Source organism: Rhodanobacter terrae (assembly GCF_042657005.1).
GTDB lineage: Bacteria > Pseudomonadota > Gammaproteobacteria > Xanthomonadales > Rhodanobacteraceae > Rhodanobacter > Rhodanobacter terrae.
In genome coordinates this window covers 1-23478 of record NZ_JBHSNG010000036.1, presented here as the reverse complement: position 1 = coordinate 23478, position 23478 = coordinate 1, and the positions used below count along the sequence as shown (strand labels likewise).

Annotated in this window: 22 protein-coding genes; 9 read left to right on the top strand and 13 right to left on the bottom strand. The window is 62.0% G+C overall.

Annotation, left to right across the window (positions count from 1 at the left end; all coding sequences use genetic code 11):
* Nucleotides 1-667 precede the first annotated feature (667 nt).
* Both ACFPPB_RS18940 and ACFPPB_RS18935 read left to right on the top strand, forming a co-directional pair.
* A complete protein-coding gene (locus tag ACFPPB_RS18940; RefSeq protein WP_377329995.1) occupies nt 668-832 on the top strand; it encodes a hypothetical protein in 165 nt (54 codons plus the stop codon).
* Between the two features lie 165 nt (nt 833-997).
* Nucleotides 998-1291 carry a hypothetical protein gene (locus ACFPPB_RS18935; protein ID WP_377329993.1) on the top strand — a complete coding sequence of 98 codons (294 nt, stop codon included), beginning with the start codon at nt 998-1000 and terminating at the stop codon, nt 1289-1291.
* A gap of 8 nt (nt 1292-1299) precedes the next feature.
* Here the strand turns inward: ACFPPB_RS18935 and ACFPPB_RS18930 are convergent, their stop codons facing one another.
* From ACFPPB_RS18930 to ACFPPB_RS18905, 6 genes are all read right to left on the bottom strand, one after another.
* On the bottom strand, nt 1300-5295 hold the full coding sequence (locus ACFPPB_RS18930) for an RHS repeat-associated core domain-containing protein (protein WP_377329991.1): 3996 nt from the start codon (nt 5293-5295) through the stop codon (nt 1300-1302).
* A gap of 55 nt (nt 5296-5350) precedes the next feature.
* Entirely contained in the window at nt 5351-5941 is a 591-nt protein-coding gene (locus ACFPPB_RS18925; protein ID WP_377329989.1) for a hypothetical protein, read from the bottom strand.
* Nucleotides 5942-6345: 404 nt separating this feature from the next.
* Nucleotides 6346-6762 carry a hypothetical protein gene (locus ACFPPB_RS18920; protein ID WP_377329987.1) on the bottom strand — a complete coding sequence of 139 codons (417 nt, stop codon included), beginning with the start codon at nt 6760-6762 and terminating at the stop codon, nt 6346-6348.
* Nucleotides 6763-7000: 238 nt separating this feature from the next.
* Complete coding sequence (locus ACFPPB_RS18915) at nt 7001-8467, bottom strand: hypothetical protein (protein ID WP_377329985.1); 1467 nt, start codon at nt 8465-8467, stop codon at nt 7001-7003.
* A gap of 143 nt (nt 8468-8610) precedes the next feature.
* Nucleotides 8611-9489, bottom strand: coding sequence for a hypothetical protein (locus ACFPPB_RS18910; protein ID WP_377329983.1), 879 nt, complete (start codon nt 9487-9489; stop codon nt 8611-8613).
* Nucleotides 9486-9980: a hypothetical protein gene (locus tag ACFPPB_RS18905; RefSeq protein ID WP_377329981.1), complete on the bottom strand. Its 495-nt coding sequence runs from the start codon at nt 9978-9980 to the stop codon at nt 9486-9488. The genes ACFPPB_RS18910 and ACFPPB_RS18905 overlap by 4 nt, the downstream gene beginning before the upstream one ends.
* Before the next feature lie 826 nt (nt 9981-10806).
* Here ACFPPB_RS18905 and ACFPPB_RS18900 point away from each other — a divergent pair.
* Entirely contained in the window at nt 10807-11364 is a 558-nt protein-coding gene (locus ACFPPB_RS18900) for a carboxymuconolactone decarboxylase family protein (RefSeq protein ID WP_377329979.1), read from the top strand.
* A 30-nt stretch (nt 11365-11394) separates the two neighbouring features.
* Nucleotides 11395-12231, top strand: a complete 837-nt coding sequence (locus tag ACFPPB_RS18895) for a helix-turn-helix domain-containing protein (protein ID WP_377329977.1) — start codon at nt 11395-11397, stop codon at nt 12229-12231.
* Nucleotides 12232-12276: 45 nt separating this feature from the next.
* Here the strand turns inward: ACFPPB_RS18895 and ACFPPB_RS18890 are convergent, their stop codons facing one another.
* The 5 genes from ACFPPB_RS18890 to ACFPPB_RS18870 all read right to left on the bottom strand — a co-directional run bounded on the left by ACFPPB_RS18890 (nt 12277) and on the right by ACFPPB_RS18870 (nt 15406).
* The gene (locus ACFPPB_RS18890) at nt 12277-13044 is read right to left on the bottom strand and encodes a hypothetical protein (protein WP_377329975.1); all 768 of its coding nucleotides are present in this window, start codon (nt 13042-13044) and stop codon (nt 12277-12279) included.
* On the bottom strand, nt 13041-13706 hold the full coding sequence (locus tag ACFPPB_RS18885; protein ID WP_377329973.1) for a hypothetical protein: 666 nt from the start codon (nt 13704-13706) through the stop codon (nt 13041-13043). The genes ACFPPB_RS18890 and ACFPPB_RS18885 overlap by 4 nt, the downstream gene beginning before the upstream one ends.
* 80 nt (nt 13707-13786) lie before the next feature.
* The gene (locus ACFPPB_RS18880) at nt 13787-14680 is read right to left on the bottom strand and encodes an ABC transporter ATP-binding protein (RefSeq protein WP_377329971.1); all 894 of its coding nucleotides are present in this window, start codon (nt 14678-14680) and stop codon (nt 13787-13789) included.
* A gap of 40 nt (nt 14681-14720) precedes the next feature.
* On the bottom strand, nt 14721-15128 hold the full coding sequence (locus ACFPPB_RS18875; RefSeq protein ID WP_377329969.1) for a hypothetical protein: 408 nt from the start codon (nt 15126-15128) through the stop codon (nt 14721-14723).
* Nucleotides 15098-15406: a PadR family transcriptional regulator gene (locus ACFPPB_RS18870; RefSeq protein ID WP_377329967.1), complete on the bottom strand. Its 309-nt coding sequence runs from the start codon at nt 15404-15406 to the stop codon at nt 15098-15100. Before ACFPPB_RS18870 ends, ACFPPB_RS18875 begins: the two co-directional genes overlap by 31 nt.
* 217 nt (nt 15407-15623) lie before the next feature.
* Between ACFPPB_RS18870 and ACFPPB_RS18865 the strand changes: the two genes are divergently transcribed.
* The 3 genes from ACFPPB_RS18865 (at nt 15624) to ACFPPB_RS18855 (ending at nt 18011) form a co-directional block, all read left to right on the top strand.
* Nucleotides 15624-16085 carry a DUF2946 domain-containing protein gene (locus tag ACFPPB_RS18865; protein ID WP_377329997.1) on the top strand — a complete coding sequence of 154 codons (462 nt, stop codon included), beginning with the start codon at nt 15624-15626 and terminating at the stop codon, nt 16083-16085.
* Between the two features lie 290 nt (nt 16086-16375).
* Entirely contained in the window at nt 16376-17410 is a 1035-nt protein-coding gene (locus tag ACFPPB_RS18860) for a transporter family protein (RefSeq protein ID WP_377329965.1), read from the top strand.
* 67 nt (nt 17411-17477) lie between these two features.
* A complete protein-coding gene (locus ACFPPB_RS18855; protein WP_377329963.1) occupies nt 17478-18011 on the top strand; it encodes a TlpA disulfide reductase family protein in 534 nt (177 codons plus the stop codon).
* A 122-nt stretch (nt 18012-18133) separates the two neighbouring features.
* On the opposite strand, the gene ACFPPB_RS18850 is transcribed toward ACFPPB_RS18855, so the two are convergent.
* Nucleotides 18134-18658: a GNAT family N-acetyltransferase gene (locus ACFPPB_RS18850; RefSeq protein ID WP_377329961.1), complete on the bottom strand. Its 525-nt coding sequence runs from the start codon at nt 18656-18658 to the stop codon at nt 18134-18136.
* A gap of 86 nt (nt 18659-18744) precedes the next feature.
* Nucleotides 18745-19152: a rhodanese-like domain-containing protein gene (locus ACFPPB_RS18845; RefSeq protein ID WP_377329959.1), complete on the bottom strand. Its 408-nt coding sequence runs from the start codon at nt 19150-19152 to the stop codon at nt 18745-18747.
* Nucleotides 19153-19239: 87 nt separating this feature from the next.
* On the opposite strand from ACFPPB_RS18845, the gene ftrA reads away from it, so the two are divergent.
* A complete protein-coding gene (ftrA, locus tag ACFPPB_RS18840; protein WP_377329957.1) occupies nt 19240-20223 on the top strand; it encodes a transcriptional regulator FtrA in 984 nt (327 codons plus the stop codon).
* A 201-nt stretch (nt 20224-20424) separates the two neighbouring features.
* A complete protein-coding gene (locus ACFPPB_RS18835) occupies nt 20425-23286 on the top strand; it encodes a sensor domain-containing phosphodiesterase (protein ID WP_377329955.1) in 2862 nt (953 codons plus the stop codon).
* Nucleotides 23287-23478 lie beyond the last annotated feature (192 nt).

The window sequence follows — 23478 nt, the reverse complement described above, 5'->3', positions numbered from 1 at the left end:
TCCGAGGCTTACATCCAGAGCATTGAAGACAAGCTCAACCAGCGACCCAGAAAACGGCTACGCTTCCACTCTCCTCAGCAGATCTTCGATAAGTCTTTCAAACGCGCACTTCCTAATTGAATCGGCGCCCCACGCATGCCCGAGTTCGTGACCAATTAAAACCGGAAGAGTAATGGGCTGCATTCCTGCTGTGGTCGGTATCAGTGGAAAATCACATGCGTCAACGAACACGGTATTGGCATGCCCCTCACAGCCTAACGTGTCATCCGAAGGACAATATTCGTCATTTTTCTTATCACTCGTCGGCTCTATTTTGTAGACTGTGGATGGGTTTTCCAGGTCGGCGTTGAAGCTTCGAGCCGTTGGAGAATGAGCGTTTAAATATGCATAGGCATTCATCAGAGTGTGCGCAATAGCAGGATCACTCGCCACGACCTTCACTATTAGCCCGCTCGGGTCGTTGTTATCAACCGGATTGCCCGCTGCATACGCATAGATAGTTGCCCCTGACGCGAGTTCGTCGTACCGGAGGTCGGTTTCCCTAGGCGTGGTGCGGGTTAGCGAGCGGCTGACGAAGACACATTCTCCCTGTTCGGTGCGATTTTTCCCTGGACGCGAGTTTCGGCCGTGCGCGACGCGCGCGCAAGCGCGGGAACGGCTGGACAGGGTGAGGTGGCTAGCCGATGGCGTCGTGGCGCGCGGCCGCGCGCTGACGGGCTTCCAGGAGCTTGCGCACCAACGCCGCTACCCGTTCGGCATGGCGCCCGGTCAAGGTGAGGTGGCGTCGCGCGACGAGGCGGCGATTCGGGCGGTGCTGGCCAGGCCGGTATAAACAGTCCGCACAAAGAAGAACGCCCGCGCAAGGCGGGCGTTCGGTGAGACGTCGTTGGGCCTGAGGTTCTTTATGCGATGGGCAACTGAAGCGATTCATTCTTAGGCGAACAATCGACGTGCCACGTACCCGGATACAAATCCCGTTATAAGTATCGCCGGGACTGTGAACCAGAAAGTTCGAAGTAAAAAAATGATGTCCGATGATGAACGTATAAATGCCAGCAAAACTCCTAAAGGCATCGGTATCACCGCAATCGATCCAGCTGGCGCAAGCGCAGGCGAGGCCAGAACTACGCCAAAAGCAATAAACAAAGCACGCTTAAAGCGGTTAGCCCAGTTAGCTTTTCGAAGTGGATACAAAAGTAGTGCCAAAAGCGCGATACCAAGCACCAACTCGGCTATTGCCAAGAAACCAAGAAGTAAAAATGCAGAAACCATTGGTAATCGCCTTTTCTGAGACCTGCACTAGTAGTGATTGAATTGTGGAGGCTGAGCGACCCATGGAGCGGATACATTCCAATCCACTGCCCCCCAGAGGGGACCAGCAAACGCATCGTTTAACGCCGCAAAAGAACCGTCTCCCGTTCCTTGCGTAACGACGGAGATCGAGCCATCTTGACCCTGCACCACAGATCGAGTCACTTGACCTGGGTATAAAAGATGGCCAGGGAGAGTTGTATTGGTGACTGAACAATGCGATGGATCCACGGTATGCACAACAGGGCCCAACCCTGGAATATTTGATACGTCGCCCGTGCTTACAGGATTACCGTTTGAAAACGGAGCTGGATAGCGGCGAAGTTGGTTAAAAACATTCTGAGGTGTACACCCTGACTGAGCCGCATAGCAGATGAAATCTGTAACCGTATATTGGTGTGGTGCAAGTCCCAGAGGATCAATGTAGTCGAGCGGATCACTACCCGCATAGGCATACAGGTTCTCGCCGCCGCGCTCCCCGATCGGATCACGGCTGAGCCAGCGGCCGACAGTCGGATCGTACGCGCGGAACATCGTCAGCGACAGCGCCGTATCCGGGTCTCGCAGCATCCCCGCGTAACCGAAGTCAGGCTGTACGCCGCGCGCGGCCTCTACCAGGCCATACGCACCGTAACGGGTGGTGCCGAGCACCTTACCGGTCGTGTCCGTTACACCGCTCACGCTGCCCAGCTGGTCGCGCACGTAGTACAGCGCTGCCGTTCCATGCATCTCGCCCTGATCGAAGTAATCGGCTGTCACCACGTCGCTACCATCGCGGGCCTGGCAGACTGTCGTTCCGCACCAGAGATACCGTGTGTCGGTCGGGTTGGTGCCAGTGCTCTGACTGCTGATTTCCAGGCGCCGGCCGAGGCCATCGTAACGGTAGGTCGTGACCTTCCCGCTGGCGATATCGATGAGACCGATCAGACGTCCGGCAGCGTCCCAGGCGTACTGCCGTGTTCCGTCATTGAGCAGTTGCCCGTCGGCATCGTATTGCCAGGCCTGTCCATTAACCGTGGCCAGCTGGTTCAGGGCATTGGCGGTGGCGGTGAAGGACGAGGAAGCACCGGAGGCCTGCAGCAAGTTATCGGCGGCATCGTAGTCGAACCGGATGGCGTCGCGCCTTTTCCCTTGCACGTCGGTGAGATGGTAGGCCTGATCGTAGCCGTACCGCTGGTAATCGCTTCGCCCCAACCCGCCGTGATCCCCGTTGTGATCAAGATCATCCCGATCATTCCGATCGCCCGACTCGACGCTGCGATCACCGTCATGCATGTCCTGGGTGTCGGCTTCACCCTCATCGGCGTCATGCATAGGCGCCGACATCCAAGGCGCCAATGTCATCGCCGATGTAAGCAAGTGCTCCGGCGAATGGGTGTACGTCAGCTGTGCCGTCAGACGATGTTTGCCGGCACGATAGGTCAGTCGCCGCAGCTGCCTATCGCCTAGATTACTGTCGTACTTCGCCGTGAGCGTCAGACCGGGATTGCCGGACGGGGTGATCAGCGATCGCACCGTAAGCTGATCGGTATCGCCCAGGTAGTCGTGGTGGAAGACCCCCAGCGGATTGCGTTCCTGACTCAGGCGGCCAAGGGGGTCATACGTGTAGTCCGTCTCGACGTCGGTCGTGCGCTGGATGATCCGCCCCAGCGCATCGTACCCGTAGTGCACTGTGTCGTTCGCGCTGAAGGGGCCTGTCTCGGAGGACTGCCGAAGCGCACCCGGCTGCCCGGCCGGGACGTAGCTGAAGTGGGTAGCCCCCAGCTCGTCGGACATGGCGACCACGCGAGGATAGTAAGGGTCATAGGTATAAGCGACCGATGCCGTCGGATAGACGGCGTGCGCGTACTGAACGCCCGTCAAGAGATCGGCGCGGTCGTAGCTGAATGCGGTGGTCTGTCCCAAGGCATCGGTAAGACCGGCCAGGCGGCTGCTGTTGTCAAACGTAGAGGTCGCCCCTGAACCGTCGGCGTAGGTCTTGGCCGCCACTCTTCCTTCGAGATCGCGAGTCCACGTGGTCACGTTCCCGCTGGGGTCGGTCATCGTGTGTCGTGTGCCGTTGGGGTAGTACCCATACCGGGTAACGCGACCGAGCGGATCGGTGACGGCGATCAGGTTGCGCTCGGCGTCGTAATCGAAGCGCGAGGTGTTGCCCTGGCGATCGGTTTTGGATGTGAGGTCGAGCCGGTTCCAGACGAAACGGCTGCTCGTGCTGTCCGGATAAACGATCGATACGATGCGATCGAGCGCATCGTATTGATATTGGCGCGTGTAGCCTTGGGCGTCGGTATCCGTGGCAACGTGGCCATTCGCGTCATAGGTAAAGCGGTGATCCGTGTTCCCCAGGGCGTTGATCACCGCCGTCAGATAACCGTTGCTGTCGTATTGATACCGGGTCGTCTCGCCCAGCGGATTCGTGACGGAGAGTCGCTGACCGCGGTCATTGTAGGTATAGGTGGTCGTTGCTCCGGCCGCATCGGTGGAGGTCAGCGGCTCGTGCTGGCTGTTGTAGGTGTTGCTGGCCAAGGTGTCGAAGCCGGTGGCGACCTTCTGCTGCACCTGGACCAGGTCGATGCCGTTCGGCGCATAGGTGTTGACGGTGACCCGGCCATCGGGGTCGACTTTCTGGGTCACCAGACCGTAGGCGTTGTAGGTGTAGTGCGTGATCTGCGTACTGCCGTCGCTCAGTACCCGCCCGACATTACTAGGCTTGTTCAGCGTGCCCGGATAGTACGGCGCAGCCTGCCCGGCGTAGTCGTACCAGATCATGCCCTCCAACGGATACTTGACGTTCTCCAGCACGCGTGAGGTGTAGTAGCAGCACGGATTGACGTGCTCGAAGTGCTTCAGCCGGGCCTTGTTGTAGTCGCAGCTTGTGTTACCGCCGCTTACTGTGCAGGCCGCGGCGAAGCCGTCCTTGTCCCAGTAGTACGAGTCGCGATAGTTGAGGTAGGCATTGAAAGTGGTCATGCCACTGGGGACCTGCGCGACGCTGAAGGGCACGCCCGGCGCCGAGGGCAGGTATTCGGTGCGCTCGGTATGGCCATCCGGATCCGTGGCCTGGATCGACAGCTCCGTGCTGTTCCCGTTGGCACCCTCGGTGTGTGCGAAGGTGGTGGTGCCGTAAGGCGTGGTCATCGCCTTGATGAACGTGCCGCCATCGTAGGCGAAGGTCGAGGTCATGCCGATCACGTCGGTGATCGAGACCAGCCGCTGCTGGCTATCGTAGGACAGCGTGGCATGCCGTCCATACGGATCGGTGATGCCGGTGACGAGCAGCGGGTTGGTGCTGTCGCCGTACGCGAAGGCGGTCAGTTGACCGATCGCGTCGGTAATCGTGGTCAGGCGCCGCTGGCCGTCGTAGTTCAGCGTCAGCGCATTGCCCTGCGCATCGACGATCTGGGTGAGCAGTACCTTGCGAGGGTAGCTGGCCGCCCCGTCGGCGGTGGCAAAAATATCCTTGCGGCCATCGGCGAAACGCAGCTCATAGGTGACAGGGCTACGGGAGGTCATGACCAGCACCGCCCCGTTGTCCGGCTCAGGCGCGAAGGCTCCGGTCGCAGCGTTGTAGCCGTTGTAGTCCCAGCCGCCACCGCCCGCGACATAGCGCAACACCTGGCTGCCCAGGGATGTCGGATCGTCCTGAATCCAGGAGAGCCAGTTGAGTGTCCATTTCTGCCCCGCGTTGAACGTGTTGAACACCGCTGGCTGAATCGCCTCCCGTTGGTTATAGGTGACCGTGGTATAGACCTCCGGCCCCAAAGGCGGGGTATAGCCGATCGGTGTGTCTGTGATATTCAGGCCCGCGAGCAGCGACTTGAAGGAGTAGACCGGCATCCCCTTGGACGTCTTGCAGCCGCACCCGTCACTGCTGTCTTGTGTGGTGTTGGCTTTGGGCTCGTTCGCTTGCGTGGTGCCTGCCCAGGCGTGCATCGCGGTAAATGTAAGGAATCCGGTTAGAAGGAGCTTGCCCAGCGTATTCATGACGTTCCTTTTCATGTGTCCTTTCTCTCACGCAAGTCGATTTGAAATGGGTTGATCAGCGAACGGGAAGGAGTGAGACGGGGTCGATCCGCGCGCCTTCCGGCATAAGGCGGCCGGTGGCAAGACTGACCTGCTGGCCGTGGGTCGTGGTGAACGCCCCTTGCCGGTAACGCTTGAAGCAGGCCCCGTCGCCCTTCTGGCACAGCGTCGCCACGCAACCGGTCAGGCCGTGAAAGAGCGCGAGATCGGCCGGACCGCCTTGGGCGGTTTCGTCATGTGCGGCGTCATGAGGGGCGTACCGGACAAGGTCGCCCGCGTGATAGGGGGCGGAGGCATATTCGGTCTTCAGCATGAACAGCGTGACCGGGTGACCTTCCTCCCCGGCAATCGTCACCAGCTTCACATCGCGCAGATAGGGTTGCACAGCGGCCGGCAAGTTCTTCCAATACCCGTGCGCCTTGGCCCACCGAAAGACCCGAGCCGTATCCGCGTCGGAGCCCACGTCATCGAGCCGGCCGATCACCAGGTTCGTATAGACGCCATCGGCGAGCAGCCCGCAGTGATCCACGGTGCAGTGAGGCGAAGAGTCGCTCCCGGCAGCGCGGGCAGAGGGGATGGACAAGAGGAAGGCGAACGCCAGCAGCACGCTAATCTGTCGTCCACTACCGATGCGTGCGGCGGACCCATCCGTAGCGATCGGACATGCGGAGCCGCTTCGTTTTCCGTACCTCGCGTTGAAACCTCGCGCATGGATGCGCGACAACACATGCCGAACAAAATCCATTTAAACGTCCCCTGTATTTCGGCCAACCAAGTTCCCGACTACTTGCTCTGCCGCGTTTCGCCATCGGTTACATGAGCGACCGCTCGCGCTTCGCCGATGAACGGCGATCGAACTTTTCAGTGACTCCCCAGTCCTGACTTCGGCTGCACCATGACGAACTGCAAGGCGGCGGACAACGGTGGGCAATATCGCCTTGTCCGCCCGCGAACGTCAACCTGCAGGATATTGCGGTGCGCCGGTTGAATCCCAGCACAAATGGCCTCCCATCACTTGATGCTTCCGTGCGAATGGGCGCTGAGGTTAGCCTCGCGCGATTTCTGATATGTGAGTGTCAGCGTGCCCGTTACGAGGTTTTTCGCCACTTCATAGTCTGGGTTGAAAGTTGCCAGGTGATGAGCTGCAGACCCAACTGCGGTGGCGACCAGTGCCGCACCTATCACGGCCTCACCGATTACCGGGACGACAGCGGCAACTGCGGTTGCGCCGATCGCAGCCGCCACGCGTCCCTTTTGGTAAATTCTGCACCTCATGCCGCGATCTTCGATCAGCTTTTCGACAGCCTTGACGGCCTCTGGCATATGGATCCGGTTTATGCCGTCGATAACAAAGTCCTCGCGTGAGTCAAGTTTTGCCCCAACGCCCTCCTTCGTAATCTCATCCAACTTGAAAACGTTTGTATCCATGTATGCCTTACCCCTCTTACAAATGTTTAGCCAGCATAGGTCCGAACTCTCCGCCTGTCACTCGCCCAGCATCTGGCCCCGTCGAATCGAGTTGCTGACGCTCGGTGGTGAGAAATCGGGAGCCCACGACGGCATCAACGCCAGCCGAGTTGACCGCCATGGTGTGGGCTTACGCACCCAAAGGTGGGTCGAAGGCGGGCAGCTAGTTGTCTCGAAGCTATGCCTCTAATGCGTAACCTCAAGCCGTAAGGTCAGGCACCTTTGACGCCTCAACCAACACGTTCTCCATAATCGTTGCAATCGCCTCTTCAACCTCGACATCTCTCACTACGATCCTCTCGCGCTTGGCCACTATCTCCTCAAGCTTCGGAACAAAGGTGCCCGTGACCAGCGCACCGCGAGACGTCGAGCCATATATGGTCCGCAGGAACTTCGCGTCGATTGTCTTCCCAACGAAAACTGTGAACTCGCCAATCTCGGCCTCCGTCAGAAGGTAGTCGAAGACAAATTCCCGCATCTCGGCGTCCAGAAGGCGCTGTATGGCCACGGCATCATCCTCGACAAAGAGATCCAGGACCTTCTTGATTCCATTGCTGCCCAGGGAGCCACCCGTAAACATTCCTAACACCGAGCCGATCCCTGCACCGATGGCCGTGCCAGGCCCGGGCGCCACGGCAGTGCCAATGGCGGCGCCTAGGGCGGCTCCCGAATAGCCCCCGGCAATCCCTCCCGCCGACCCGGCAACCGTTGTGCTGAAGTTCTTGCCTGCCTGGGGCCATGAGACAGTGCCATCGAAGGTTGCACGATACATATCCGGCGCAGTGACGATAACGGCTGTCGCCACCGTCGTAATGGTATTGCTGCGGGCGAGCTTGGCGACATGGTTAATTGCTGCGCCGCCACCCACGGCTTTACCAAGGCTCACCTCGGCGACCTTGTTGATCACCACCTTCCCATACTGCGTCTTATAGATCAGGCGCACGGCATCACGCGCCCAGACCCGGCCGATGGCCGCGGCACGGGTGCGAAGCACCTGCGAGGTGACCATGCCTACGCCCAGGGTAATGGCGCCGCTCGCTAGGCCGGTCAACACCGACTCCTTCATAGCCTCTTTGGTCGGCTCGCCGTTCCATACACGGAACGCGAAGTCGAGGGTGAACGCGATGCCGAACGAACCGGTCGCGCTCACGGAATGGGATTTGAAGTCATAGACGAGGCCATCGACTGTGCCGGCCTTAGCGATGTTGCGTGCCTGCTTATAGGTCACGCTGCCCTTGGCCACGAGCCTCTCGGCCTCGGTCGGATCCGTAACGCCCTCAACCTGCCCCAAGCGGATCTTTTCTTGCATGATCTTGATGCAATCGTTGTACTGATCGCTCGGAACTTCGAGGAGCTGTTCGCCATAGCGGTACTTACGGTCTTTGAAGGCGGCGTCCACCGTGTCCTTGGCGGTCTGGCAATACTTGGTCTGGATTTTCACCCCGTTGACCACCCGGTCGGGACCATCAAGCGTGTTGCTTGTCCCGACGTTTTCCACCTTCCGAAAATGCAGCCGGTCGTCGAGAATGTTGGCATCCTCGGCCGCAAAGCCGTGACCGGACTTAGTGTGGAACTTATTGATTGAGGTAGCTTCTACGCTTTCACTAACCATCGGAGCGACCCACCCCTCGGGGCGAATTGCCGGCTTCAAATTCACCTTCTGCATCACACGTCCCCTGTAAGACTTGCTGCGTTAGTTGGGTTTGGCGGGCTTCAGCCGGATGGCGGTCATGACGGCCACGGCGCTAACGACGCCGGCGGCAAAGGCCGCTGCGAAGGCACCCAGGTACTGGTACGGGCCAGGAATGATCATGCGGTTACCTCGTTAGCGTGGCCACAGCTCGGGCAGAAGCGAGCATGGCGGTCGATGAAGGCGCCGCAAGGTTCGCACACGGTGACCTTGAACTTGTTGACCATCTTCAGGCGCATGTAAGCCAGTTGGACCACGCAAGGCACGGTGACGCGGTACGCCGGACTCGAGAGATCGGCAAGGGTCCACAGGCCGGCAACCGCCCAGCCGATCGGCCCAAGGACCATGCCCAAGGTGCGGGTAATCGCGGCGTTCGCCGCCAGCTCAAGGCCACGGCCGGTGAGGGTGCGAGCAACTGAATTGGCTACGATCATAGCCATGCGATAGGTTGCGAAGCCGGCAACACCACCCATCGCAAGCGTGGCAGCCGCCGTGGCCGGGGCTGCAATCGAGAAGCTGCCACCCAGGTCCTTTGTGACCTTGCGCGCCGTCTCGGAATCCATCTTCTTCAGAGACTCACCCATGAGATGGCGGATGATGCTGGCCTCAATGTCTTCCACGCGATCGTGTTTGCCGCTCGACACCTTCATGTGGGAAGCCACGTCGCGGACGATCTCGTCGTAACTGATCGTCGGCGTCGCATCCGGGAGGATCTTGTCGAGCAGCGACCCAAGGCCCATTGACGTACGCATCTCGCGGTAGAAGTTAGTTAGCGTATTGCCACCGAACTTTAGGATCTCGTCAGCCAGGGTGCGGCGGGCCGAAGCGCCGAACGACACGTTGTCACGGCACTGCACGAGCAGCTTGCAGACATCGTTAGACAGAGAGAGGCGGCCTTCGCCGCGGTCTGTCACGTAGTCGGCGAGGATGCAGAGGTCGTCGTCATCGGCCTCGGCTATCAGGGTGTAGATGACGGCGGTTTCGTTCTGAGTGTTCATGCGTTGTTCGGCCTACTGTTTTGGGTTGCCGTGCGGCCTGCGAGTGCGCAGAGCGTCAACAGCATGGGAAGGTATTTGTTGCTCAGCTCGCCGAGCGGCAGTACGGCAGATGTCGTCTTGATGTTGCGCTCGATGCGTTGGTCGGCTTCAAACACATCGAGCTCTGACCACGGCCGTGCATCGAAGAGCTTCATCACCCGGGCCACATCGACGGCGGCGCGAGAGCTTTCGATGGGCCCGTGGATCCCTGCCGAAGTAAGGCCCTGCATGAGTTCGGTAAAGCGATCCACCTCCCTGGACTCGGCGAAGATCGACATCGCTGTGGCCATGACAGCCCAATCACTCGGCCGCATAAGCAGGAATGCCGGCGGTATGCCCAGCACATCGGATATGGCGCAGATCGAGCGGAGATCCGGATTGGCGGGCGCCCCGGCATCCCTCGCCAAGTATTTCGAAAGCACTGAGCGGCTGATTTCGGCCTGCTGTGCCAAGGCGCTTTGCGTGATTGGTTTCGGTCTGCCCTCGTCGTCGATGTCCGCTACTCTGACAGCGCGCCGTACGGAGTCCACAAGCGAAGTTGCTACCGCGCCGTGCGAACCGTTTGGTTTCCCCCTCTGCATACCGTTCCCTGTTCCGTTTATGTGGTGCAGAGTCTAGACAACGGCGCACCGGACCTTCCAGCGGCGATGTCCATGATGGTGAACACGATATGGTTGCGCTTTTTCTGAAGCTCATGCTATTCACCCGCGCGACCATGCCGGCGTGAGCTGAGGGCTAAGTTTCAGTGCAGCCCGCCAAGAGTGAGGAATCAACGTCTAACCGAGCGTTCGGTATGGGTCCAGGCTGTGTGAAAACTCAAGATCGGCTCTGACGAGCACAAATTTCAACCATTTTTTTCCGTCTGTGGCGAAATCTGAGTGTCTGGACATCTGCTCACTGCTCAGAATGCGACTGTCGTGAGCAACGCAAATAGCTTTCACACAGCCTGCGTCGGCAAGCGACCTTAAGTCGGATGGACAACTCGTTGGCGAAGCCGGTCGAGTTGTCCAGCGAGGCCCGTGAAATGGGTTGGCAATGACTGGCCAACAGGGTGGCTATCTGCATTCGATGCGGTGCTGACGCGGCGTCCGGGTTCCGTCACCGACCTGGGCTGTAGCGGGGGTTCGGCGGCACCGGCGCATGGGCACGGATTGGGCTGTGGGTGGCACAGGTGGTTGTGCGGCGATTACATCCGATGTAATTGGAGTACCGCACAACCCTCTCTACTCTTTGGGTGTCGCGCCACCAACCCGTGGTGCTCACCGTCAAGGAGATACCATGTCCAGCTATGCCGTCCACACGATCGAGTCCGCCCCCGCGCAATCGAAGCACGTGCTCCAGCAACTGCAACAGGCGTTCGGCCTGATCCCGAACATCGCGGCCGCGATGGCCGCTTCACCGGTGCTGATCAACGGGTTCATCGGCCTGTTCGAGCGCGTGCACGCGAGCAGCCTGACGGAGCCGCAGATCCAGACGCTGCTGCTGACCAACGCGGTCACGAATGCCAGCGAGTGGGCGGTTGCGTTTCACACTGCGCTCGCGTTGCAGCAGGGCGTGCATCCCGCCGATGTCGACGCAATCCGGCATGGCGCACTGCCTGATGTCGCCGGACTGGCCGCGCTGTCGACACTGGCGCGCACGTTGATCGAAAAGCGTGGCCACCTCGCCGAATCGGACCAGAGACGCTTCTTCGAAGCGGGGTTCGGCCCCGAGCAGATACTCGAGGTCATTGCGGTGGTTGCCGCATCCACGATCACGAACTACGCCGGCAGCGTTACCCGGCCGGTGCTCGAAGCGCCGTTCGGGAAATTTGTCTGGCATGCGCCCGCACCCTGAGTCCACTATCCGCCTTGCTTGGGAAACCCCATGAACGTCGGCAGTCCCAATCCGAGAGCGTCGTCGAGCGAACTCGGCGAGTTGTTGCGCTTTTGGCGGGACGTGCGTGGTGTGAGTCAGCTCGACCTTTCGCTCGAGGCCGGTATCTCCCAACGCCAGATCAGTTTTATTGAAAGCGGACGCAGCGTGCCGGGCCGGCACACGGTCCTGACTCTGGCGCAGACGCTCGACGTGCCGCTGCGCGAGCGCAATGCACTGCTGCTCGCCGCCGGCTACGCACCCGTTTATTCGGAGGCACCGTGGAACGCACAGGAGATGCACAGCGTCGTCCGTGCACTCGAGCGGGTCGTTCGCCAGCACGAACCGTTTCCGGCGATCGTGATGGACCGCCACTGGAACGTGCTGATGACCAACGATGCTGCGTTGAGCTTTTTCAACCACTTCATCGACATGGCTTCGCGCGAAGGGCGGCGCAACATGTTGCATCTGATCTTCGACCCGCAGGGTATGCGTCCGTTCGTAGCCGACTGGGACAATGTCTCGCGAAGCCTGTTGCAACGGGTGTACCGCGAAGCGGCCGGTCACATGATCGACAACACGAGCAGCCTGCTCGACGAACTGCTTGCGTATCCCGATGTGCCGCACGACTGGAAGTCGCATCTTGCGAGGTCCGTTACGCCGACGATGCCGGTCATTCCGCTCGGCTTCGTCAGCGAGGGCGGGGTTCTTCGCTATTTCTCGATGGTGACCAGCGTTGGAACACCGCAAACCGTGGCCGCGCAAGAGCTGCGTCTGGAATGCATGTTCCCCGCCGATGATGCAACCGAAGCACGCCACCAACAGCTGTTCGCAGCGCATTCAAAGTAACTGTCCCGGCGGCTCCGCTATTGAAAGCGGAACGTCGATTCATCGTCATGGATAGTCCCGGCATCTGACGACTTGAACCGCCAGGACGATCAACACGCCTGCGATCGCCAGCATCGAAGCCAGCAGCGCCCAGGGCGGCGCTCCCACCAGCAGCGCGGTGCGCGCATCGAAATACGGCATCGCCAACCCGGACATGATGTGGTGGACATTCAACGGGTACCGATTCAACGGAGGAAACAGCACCGCGATGGGATAGAAGATCATGAAGACGAACGAAGCGGCCAGCGCGGCATATTCGTTGCGGAACAACGTCGCCGCGAGGAACGCCACGGCGAAGAACACCGCGCCGCCTGCCAGCCACAACAGGCCGAAGCGCACCATCTGCCCCAGCGGATACGACACGTACGCCAGCTGCGAGCACACGGCCAGCAGCAGCAAGGGCAGGGCCGACAGCACCGCGATCTGCCCCAGGCCGAGCAACGCCTGCATCCCTACGAGTTGCGCGCGGCTCGCGGGCAGCGCCAGGGTGAATCCCGCGGTCCGGTGCAGGCGCTCGCGCTGCAGGCCGCCGAGCGCCAGCACCACGGCCATGATGACGAACAGGCCACGTGCCGGTCCGCCGTAGACCAGCCGGTAGATGAAACCGACATAGGGGGCGCCGACAAACGGTTCGTTTGGCACGAACACCTTCATCAAGCTGCCGCGGCAGAACACGCCCGACACGCAGATGGCTGCCAGCAGCGCGGCGCCTAGCAGGAATCGCTCCCTGCTCTCGCGCCAGGCCTTGAACAGCAAAGGCGTCAGGGCGCTCATGAAAAATCCCGACGCACCGTGATGCCGCCGGCCATCCCAACCAGGCACAGTGCCACCAGCGCATACAAGCCTAGCGACAGCCAGGGCAGCGGAGCAGCGAAGGCGGCCAGCGATGTTTCGCCGTGGACGGTGGAAAGGCGCGCGCCGTGCATGGTCCCAACCAAATCGAACGCGGGATGGCCCTCAAGCAGTGGCAGTTCGGCGAGGACCGAGCAGACGATCAAGCCGGCCACGGAGGCGATCGCCGGCGAGTAGGCGCCCGACAAGACCACGGAAAAGAAAAACGTCAGCGCAAAGATCACCATGCCGCAGCCGGCCCACAACACACCGAACTGCAAAGCATGCACGAACGGATAAGCTTCTCCGACGAAGGGCGACAGCAGCGGAATCAGCAGCGCGGGCAGCAGCGCCAATAGCGCCACCTGGACCCATCCCATCGCGGCTCTGACGGCGATCAGCCGCCACCGGCTCACCGGCAGCGACAGCGTGAACCCCGCCGTGCCCTGCGCACGCTCCTGCAGCACACCGCCGAGTCCGAGCACGATCACCAGCAGGATGTACAGATCCAGCACATTGGCCTTGTAAACCGCGCCCCAGATGTAGAGCGCATAACTCAACGGCTCATCGGCATGGGCACGTACCTGCTCCTGCAGCAGCACCACGGCGCCGCACATCCACAGCAAGGCCACGGCGCTGATGGCGAAGCGGATCCAGCTCTCCCGCCACATCTTGTACCAGAGCATCAGGGCACGTCCCTGACGATGTCGAGAAAGACGTCGCGCAGGTTCACCGGCGTCACCTGCACGACGGCGTCGAAGGAGCGCGCATGAGCCACGATGCCCTCGACGTTGGAGCTGGCGAGCACCCGGGCCTGGCGCCCCCTGACCCGTATCCGCTCCACGCCGGCAAGATCGAATGTCGGCATCGGGCCTTGCGCGGCGGATTCAACGGTGATGTTGCGATAGTTGTTCAGCAGGTCGTCGAGCAAGGTGTTCATGACCAGCTTCCCGCGATCGATCATCAGCACCCGATCGGCGATCCGCTCCACCTCACTCAACTGGTGCGAAGAGAAGAAGACGCTGGTGCCGGCGTCGCGTACCTCCTGCAAGGCCTGCAGCAGCTCTTCGATGGACACCGGGTCGAGCCCTTCCGAAGGCTCGTCGAGAATGACGAGCTCGGGCCGCCGCGCCAGCGCCAGCAGCAATGCCAGCTTGGTGCGCATGCCCTTGGAAATCGCCTTGACCTTGCGTCCCAGCGGCAGCTGATAGTCCTTCAGCAGGCGCGCCTCGATCTCCGGTCGCCAGTCCGGATAGAACGCGCGGGTGAAGCGGATGAGCTCGGCGACGGTCATGTATCCGTACAAGCCCTTGTCCTCGCCCACGTAGGCGATGCGGCGACGAATCTCCAGACTCTGCGCGGGATCGGCAACGTCGTAGCCCAGCACCCGGCCCGTGCCGGCGGTGGGACGGATCATGCCGAGCAGCATCTTGATCGTGGTGCTCTTGCCGGCGCCGTTGCGCCCCAGGAACCCGGTGATGCGCCGGCGCTCCACCGTCAGGCTCAGCTCACGCACCGCCTCGACCGAGCCGTAGTGCTTGGTGAGGCCGTGGGTCTCGATGACCGGTTCGTAAGTCATGTGTCGGGAAGCCCGCCGGGTTTGATCGTCCACGAATCGGTTATCGAACGGTTCCGCCGTGGCGTGCAGCGGATGCTTCGGCGCTGTGAAAAACAGCTATCAGGATTCGCTCGCGTTGATAGGGTTTTTGAAGCATGTACAGGCCGACCGCGGCGACGACCGACGCGGCACCCAGCCCGAGCAGCGCCTTGAGGATTTTGCGGGTCGGGAATGTTCTCAGCAGTTCATAGGATGCTCTTTCCCTGATTGCGGACAGCGTGCATCCAAGAGCCCAATACAGCGCGACCCGGCGCGATCCGACATAGGCGATCTCGTTGAGCATGGCTTCGGCCCAGTCTCTGCGATGCGCGGGCAGTATCCAGGTCGCGAGCCGGACCGCTGCAATTAGCACCGTGGATCTCAAGTCGCGGTCGGCCATCAGATTCGTCCCGGCGATAGCGGTCGCCATTTCGCGCTTTCTGGCCGCGCATGCGCGATGGCGTAGGCGGCCCCTTCAGCATTGAGGCGATACAACTTTCTCGGTGGACGGCCCTGGTGCGGCGACGGCTCCCACCTGGATTCGACCAGGCCTCTGTCGCTCAATCGCATGAGAATGGGATAGAGCGTTCCCGAGGGGAGCCCCGTCTGCTCGGACAAGTCATACCCGTGCAGCCATTGGGCACGTTGCGACAGCAAGGCAGCCAGAAGCTTCCTGGTTTGTGTCGAGGGCGTCCTGGACGGCGTCATGCAAAAAGTCTACATATGTAGCAACGACAAGGCAAACCTTGGTCACGGGCGTGCGCGCGGCGATATACGAGACGCCCGACAGCCGGGTTGAGCCGTGCAGCGAAGCAGAGATCAAATTCGACGCCGGGTGCCGACGGCCTAGCCCCATTCAGCCCATTCCAGGCTGCCCCGCGCAGCCTGGAATGACTTGAAGATACCCAAGTCGTTGCGCCCTTGGGTGCGACATCGACGACACCTGGACCGAGGTCCAGGTCGTGCTAGATTGACCCATTGGGCGTGCATCCACGATCCGGTCATACGCGTGTTCCGACATAAGGCTTTCCGACAAGTTGTTTCGTGGCTGGCTCTGCTGGCCATGGCGCTCGTTGTCGTGATGCCGGCCGTTTCCCGCGTCATGCCCATGACGGCATCCATGCCGTCCATGCAAGGGATGGCTGAGGCGTGTCCGCAGCGGACGGGCGAAGAGAAGCATCCGGCGCCGGGCCATCCCGCCGACCCGACCGATCGATGCGGCTACTGCGTCCTGTTTGGCCATCAATCGATACTCGCCTCGAGCCACGTGCTCCATCTGTTGCCCGCGGCGCCCGGCGCGGCCGAGTCGACACCCCTCCCGGTGCGTCGTAAGGATGCAACCCGGCGTTTGAGTGCAGACCCGCGCGGGCCACCGCGCATAGCCTGACCCGCGGCACATGTGCCACCGCGATGGTGGCAAGCGTGCCATTCGACTCTTGCCGCCGTTTTCCCGACACCCCGCTGCGCCGCTTCACGCCGCGTTGCCTGGCTGTCCGGATAGTGCGCCGGCAATCCCCGGCCCTGGCGGATCAGCCGCCGGGCCGGATCCATGCATCGGGAATTTCATTCATGCATCTTCTTCGGACGTCCATACATCGGGACAGGCGTCGTGCGCCGGTTGGACAGACCACTTCCTGTCTCCGATCCCAGCGGTCATGGCGGCGCGGCGCGGGAATAATGTCGGCGGCCCTGCTGGCGCTCGGGCTGCTTCCGCAAGTGGCGCAAGCCTGCGCGACGTGTGGCTGCACCTTGAGCACCGATGCCGCCACCGGATACTCCGCGGCATCCGGCTGGCGCATCAACGTGGATTACACTTTCATCGATCAGAATCAGCTGCGTCACGGAAGCAGCAAGGCGACGCCGGCCCAGGTGGTCGACCAGCCTTCCGATCCGTCACTCGGTGGCGGTGAAATCGAAAAGGGCACCGTCAACCGCTACATCAACGTCGCTGCCACTTATCGTTTCAATCCGGATTGGGGTGTGACCCTCGTGCTGCCCTACGTGCTGCGCAATCACGAGACCTACGGCACGCAGTTGCAGCCGTACACACCGGCCGAGAGCGCACCGGGCCAGGCAAGTAGCGCCCATGTCGCAGGCATCGGCGATGCCAAGCTGCTGGCCAGTTACCAGGGTTTTCTGCCGACCCACAATCTCGGCGTGCAGGTCGGCGTGAAGCTGCCGACCGGCCATTACGGCGGGCAGACCGAAGACGGCAACCTGGTCGGTCATCCAGTGAAGTTCCGGAACGGTCCGGGCCTCGGCCAGTCGCTGGATACCAGCCTGCAGGCAGGCACTGGCAGTACCGACCTCATCGCCGGGGCGTATTACTACCAGCCCGTGAGCCAGAATTTCGATGCCTTCGTCAGCGGGCAGTTCCAGGCCGCCATCAAGGAGAAGCTGGACCGGCCCGGCGCGGACTATCGCCCCGGCAACCTCGCCTCCGTCAGTTTCGGCCTGCGCTACGAAGCGCACGCGAACTGGGTACCGCAGGTACAGATCAACTGGTTCCACAAGATGGCCGACCAGGGCTTTCTGGCCGACGTACCCGACACCGAAGGCACCGTGGCCTATCTGAGCCCGGGCATCAGCGGCAGCCTGACCAGTAACGTGCAGTTGTATGCCTTCGTGCAGGTCCCGGTCTACAGCCACCTGCAGGGCTATCAGCTGTTTCCGGGATGGACCGGCACCATCGGCCTCAGCATGAAACTCTGAGCACAAACGCATCGTCCAACAAGTGTTGCCGGCACGGCCCGGCAGCGCTCCGCGAGATCATCCGAGCATGTCCACCATTCATCGCATCACACTCGACCTCTGCAGGGCGATGGCTTGCCTAGCACTGGCCGTCTTCGCGCAAGGCGCGTTCGCCAACGAGCTGGAAGTGGGCCGGCCGGCGCCGCCCATCATGCTGCATACGCTCGGGGGCAAGCAGATCGGCTTGCAGGACCTGCGCGGCAAGGTGGTCATCGTGACGTTCTGGGCTACGTGGTGCGGGCCATGCCGGGAAGAGCTGCCCCTGCTATCGCGCTATGCGCAGGCGCACGCCGGCGACGGCGTCGCCATACTCGGCTTCAGTCTCGATGGCCCGGATGACATCGCACAGGTACGTGCCGTGGCGCGCACCTTGAGCTTCCCCGTGGGGCTGCTGGGCGACCCGCACGTGCCCGGCTACGGACGCATCTGGCACCTGCCGGTCAGCTTCACGATCGACCGCGACGGCCGATTGGTCGACAACGGATGGAAGGACAAGCAGCCGGCATGGACCGGCGAGCGGCTGGAGAGAATCGTCACTCCCCTGCTGGATCGCACGCACTGAGGACGCCCCGATTTCGCTCGTCGTCCCGGGATCGCGAAATGGTATCCGGGACGCGGCGCCATTGTGCATGACGCAAGTTCGGTCGACGTGATCAAGAGCAACCATCGGAACCATTGCTCATTTCACGACGATGATGCGGGAGCCGAAAAGGATCCGTCCCTGCCTGCCGATGCCACGACCGCGAGCGAGAACCTGAACTTGCGCTGCGCAAGCCCGCCTTCGCGCCGATAGAATCGCTCGGCATCCGTATTCCAGTCGGGCGTTTGCCATTGGATCTCGGCGTAACCCCGCTCGCGCGCATAGCCCACGAGCGTGGCCATCAGCATCGCGCCGACGCCCAGTCCCCGGTATCCCTCCCGCACGAAGAGGCAATCCATGTGCAGGAATTCGCTGACCGACCAGGTCGAGAATTCATTCGTCGCCGAGACGTATCCGACGGCCGTCCCGTTTGCCTCCGCGACCCATACCGTCAACCGTGACGATGCCCCGGATAGCACCTGTTCCAGCCGTGCCGCCTTGCCGTTCGGATCGTAGGCCGCGCGCTCGTACCTGGCGTGTTCGACACACAGGGCTACGAGTGCGCCGGCGTCCGCTGGGCCGGCTCGACGCACTGTCGCCGGCAGTTGTTGCTTGAATCCGGACGTCATCGCGAGGTCCTGTGGGGTTGCCGTAGCGACGCCACGCAACCTACCGGGTCGCGCCAGCAGCCGATGCCGCGATATGGGGGGCGCGCTCAGTCGGCTTCGCCATCGCGGGCGAGGGTGAATCCTTCGTCCAGCCAGCCGGTGATCCCTCCGGCCATGAGCTTCACCGGAAAGCCCAGCCTCGCAAGCCTTGTCGCAGCACGGGCGGCGCCGTTGCAATGCGGTCCCGCGCAATAGGTGACGAACAGCGTGGTCGGCGCATAAGTGCTCATGCGAGATCCGATGATCTTGCCGTGCGGGATGTTGATGGCTCCGGCGACATGTCCCTCGGCAAACAATTCCGGGCTGCGCGCATCGAGCAGAACGAATCCGGGGTCTCCCGATTCCAGGGCAGCGTGCGTATCGAAGCAATCCGTTTCGAACGCGAACAGGGATTCGAAGTGCTGGATCGCCCGTTCCGAAGGGGCGGCCGGGTATTGCCTGACGGCGTTTTGCATCGCTGCTCTCCAGATGAAGGACGCGGTTATTGTTGGACTCGCCCGCCAGCGGGACAATTGGCCGGACTGACAACATTCGATCAAATCATGCCAAAGCCGCGTCGCGCCTCCGCCAAAGTCAATTCCCGCGTCGCCGTCCTGGTCTATGACGGACTGTGCGCTTTCGAATTCGCCTGCGCCGCCGAGATCTTCGGTCTGGCCAGGCCGGAACTCGGCGCCCACTGGTATCGCTTCGAGACATGCGCGCCACGTGCGCGCCCGGTACGCGGCCAGTACGGCATGCAGATCAAGCCCGATGGCGGACTGGATCGCCTGGCCGCGGCGGGTACCGTGATCGTCCCCGGCTGGGCAGGTATCGACGCGCCGGTCCCGCAAGGCATTCTCGATGCGCTGCACAAGGCGCACGCGCGAGGAGCCCGCCTGCTGTCGATCTGCTCCGGCTCCTTTGTGCTGGCCGCGACCGGGCTGCTGGATGGCAAGCGGGCGACCACGCATTGGCGCTATGCCGATACGCTGCGGCAACGCTACCCATCCATCCGCGTCGACGCCGATGTGCTCTACGTCGACGAGGGTTCGCTGCTCACCTCCGCGGGAAGTGCGGCTGGCCTGGATCTGTGTCTGCATCTGATTCGTCGCGACCATGGACCGGACATCGCCAATCAAGTCGCCAGGCGTCTGGTGATACCGCCGCACCGTGACGGCGGTCAGGCGCAGTTCGTGCAGCGGCCGGTCCAGAAGAGCGCGCACGACAACCTGGCGCGGCTGATGGACGCGATGTGCAGCCGGCTCGACCAATCTCTTCCGATCGCGGAACTGGCGCGCATGGCCGCGCTGAGCGAGCGCACACTCATCCGCCGGTTCAAGGATGCCACCGGCACGACGCCGGCCGACTGGCTGACCGGCGTGCGGCTGGATCGGGCCCGCGAGCTGCTGGAGGTCTCGTCGCATTCGGTCGATGCCGTCGCCCAGCAGTCGGGCCTGGGCACGGCAACGACCATGCGCCACCACTTTCGCCGCCGGTTCGGCACCAGCCCAAGCGCTTATCGCCACAGGTTCGCCGGGGATGCGTAGGGGCAGACAGGCATTGAGGGCGGGGCGCGCGTCCGATCCCCGAGGTCGGCTCATGCGGAACAGGCCGCAGTTGACCTGACCGGGTGTGGCGCGAAGTCATGGTGGGGCGCGCCCCGGACCGGGGGATCAGCGGAATGATAGGATCGCCTTTGCTCACCTCGCGTTCGCGGCAGCAGTGCTGGAGCCACCTCGAGATCATTCATGTCACCGTCCTCGAATGTTCCTACGCCTGCTCCGAAGGCGGTCCCCATCGAGCGCTTCTACTCGGCGCTGGCGAGCATCGGGGACCTGGTCGCGTCAATGCCCCAACCGCAGGCGCTCTACGCCGGGATCGTGGATATTTTCGAGCGCCACGTGGGCGCCTTGCTGGTCATCGTGGGGGAGATCGACTACGACGCGGGCGTCATGCTGCGACGGGCGCCTGCCCAGGTATCTGCGAGGAAGGAGGACATCTACCCGGAATCCGTGCCCATCGCGTTTGCCCGCCCGTCGTTCTGGGAGGGCGAGATCGATGTCGAAGCCAATATTGCGGATGCTCCCGGCAGGGAAGCCATGCGGCCCGCGTACGCCCGCCATGGCATTCGATCCTCGGCTGCAGTACCCGTTCATTGCTTCGGCAAGATCCACACGGTGTTGATCCTGCGCTCGAGCGCCCCCGAATTCTTCATGCCGGAGCTGCTGCAACTGCTCAAGCGCGTCGCGCTCAGCATGAGCCACGCGCTTGAAGGTGACGCGCAACGGACCCGTCTCGATCAGTCCCTGCTGGCCGCCGAGCGCGGTCAGCGCGCTTTGCGGCTGCTGAGCGAAACCCTCAAGGTCGCCACCCACGCAAGCATGGAGCGCGATCTGCTCAACGACGCCTGTGGCGTGGTGGTGGATGTGGGTGCCTACCCGGTGTGCTGGGTGGGCCTTCTGACAAGCGATCATTCGCAAACATTGGAACTCCATGCCCACGCAGGGCGGGGTGCGGAGTCCTACCAATCCCTCGAACTCAGGCTTGCCGACTCCGGCATTTCCACAAGCGTGACCGCGGCGGTGATCCAGTCTGGCGAACCGGTCGTGAAACTGGTGAGCGAGGGTGGCGAAGAAAGTTGGGCCACCCGCGCGCGCCAGCTGGGTTTGGCTGCACTGCTTGGTCTCCCGCTGCACCTTCGTGGACAAGTGGCTGGCGTGATCGTGGTCGGTGCGGAGGCCGCGGATAGATTTTCCGGCGCGGAAATCCGGGTCTTCGAGGAGATTGCCAAGGAACTGAGCCTGGGGCTGGAGCAGCTGCGCGCCAGCAACGCACAAGAGGTGGCGGAACGGCAACTCAAGGCCAATTTGCACCGCTTCCAGGCGATCCTCGCCAGCAGATACGCAGGTGTCCTGGTGATCGACAAGACGGAGCACGTACAGTTTTGCAATGCGACCTTCTGCCGGATGTTCGACCTTGCCGAGTCGCCCGAGCAGATGATCGGGCTGTCCTCGACCCAGGTGGGCGACAAGACCCGCATGGCCTTCGCGGATCCCGAGCGCGGGATCAAACGCATCAGTTCCATACTGGAGTGTGACGAACCGGTGGATGCCGAGGAAATCTCGATCAGCCGTGGGCGCACTTATCTGCGCAGCTTCGCGCCGCTGATGCTGGACGACCAGCCTTGCGGACGTGTGTGGCATCTCATCGACATTACCGAACGCAAGGCGCAGCAGGCGCAGCTCGAGCGGCTGGCCTACTACGATCCGACAACCGAATTGCCCAATCGCCCATTGTTCTTCGAACTTCTCGAGCGGGCTCTAGGCCAGGCACAAAGGCACCGGGCGTCGCTTGCCGTCGGGGTGATGGATCTCGATGGCTTCAAGCCTCTCGCCGACCAGCATGGGCACGAAGCCGGCAACCAGGTTCTGAGGGAAACCGCGAACCGCATCAAAAGCGCCTTGAACGAGGGCGACGTAGTCGCGCGGTTTGGCGGCGACGTATTTGCGGTCCTCCTATCCGACCTGGGCAACCAGCAGGACATGCTCGCCGTGAGCGGTCGCATTCTCGAGGCCGTTCGCTGCCCGATACCGTGGCATGGCGAGTCGCTGCATTTGTCCGCCAGCCTGGGCTGGGCGTTGTACCCGCAGGACGATGTCGACGCGGACACACTCGTACGCCACGCGAGTCTCGCCATGTTCGTGGCCAAGGACCGGGGGCGCGATCGCGACCAGCTTTACTCCCCGGCCATTGAACTCGCCGGAATGGAGCAACGCTCGATGAAGTCGCGCGTGGCTGACGCGCTGGATGGCGGTAGCCTGGTGCTGCTTTATCAACCCATCGTGGCGATCGATGCCGAATCCACTGCGCCGCGGGTGGTCGGCGCGGAAGCACTCCTGCGCTTGCGCGACACGGAGTCAGGCTTGATATCGCCGGCAAGGTTCCACCACGTTCTCGACGACACCAGGCTCGCGCGCCCGATCGGTCGATTCGTCATGGATGCGGCACTGCAAACCAGCGAGGCATGGCTGCAGCAGGGGCTGCGGCTGCCGGTGGCGGTCAACATCAGTACTCGTCACCTGATGCACCCGCAGTTCCTTGCGGACCTTGATGAGGTGCTGTCTGCGCACCCGACGATCGATGCCACCTTGCTGGGTATCGAGATCACGGAAACCGGCCCGTTGCTCGATCTCGCCCGGGCCCGTCTTGTCATCGACGAATGCCGTGCGCGAAGGGTGAATGTGAGTCTGGATGATTTCGGCACCGGCAGCGCTTCGCTCAGCCATGTCCAACAAATGGATGTGGCTACGCTGAAAATCGACAAGAGCTTCGTGCGGGACATCCTCATGGAGCACCGCAATATCGCGATTGCCGCGGGGATCCTGACCACGGCCCGTATATTGGGAATCACGGTGATCGCGGAAGGCGTCGAGACAGAAGCGCAGGGCGAGACCCTCATCTCGCTGGGCTGCCGACAGTTGCAGGGTTATGCCATCGCCCAGCCGATGCCGGCGGAGGCGATCCCCGCATGGATGGCCAGCTGGATCCCTCCCGCCTCATGGCGATCGGAAACGCCGGCGCCCGAGCATCATCTGCTCGGCGAGCCATGACTGGCGAGTCCTCGTGCATCGAGTCCTTGCTGCCTCGCTCCGCTTCGGTTACCCACTAAAAGCGGGGGGCGAATTCAATTCTGAAGTGCACCACCCCAAACGGTAGAGCGGCGCAGGTGCGGTAGCCTGCACAGCTTCACCGCCAAGTGGAACTGCACATGAGCTACACACACCTGAGCCAAGACGAACGCT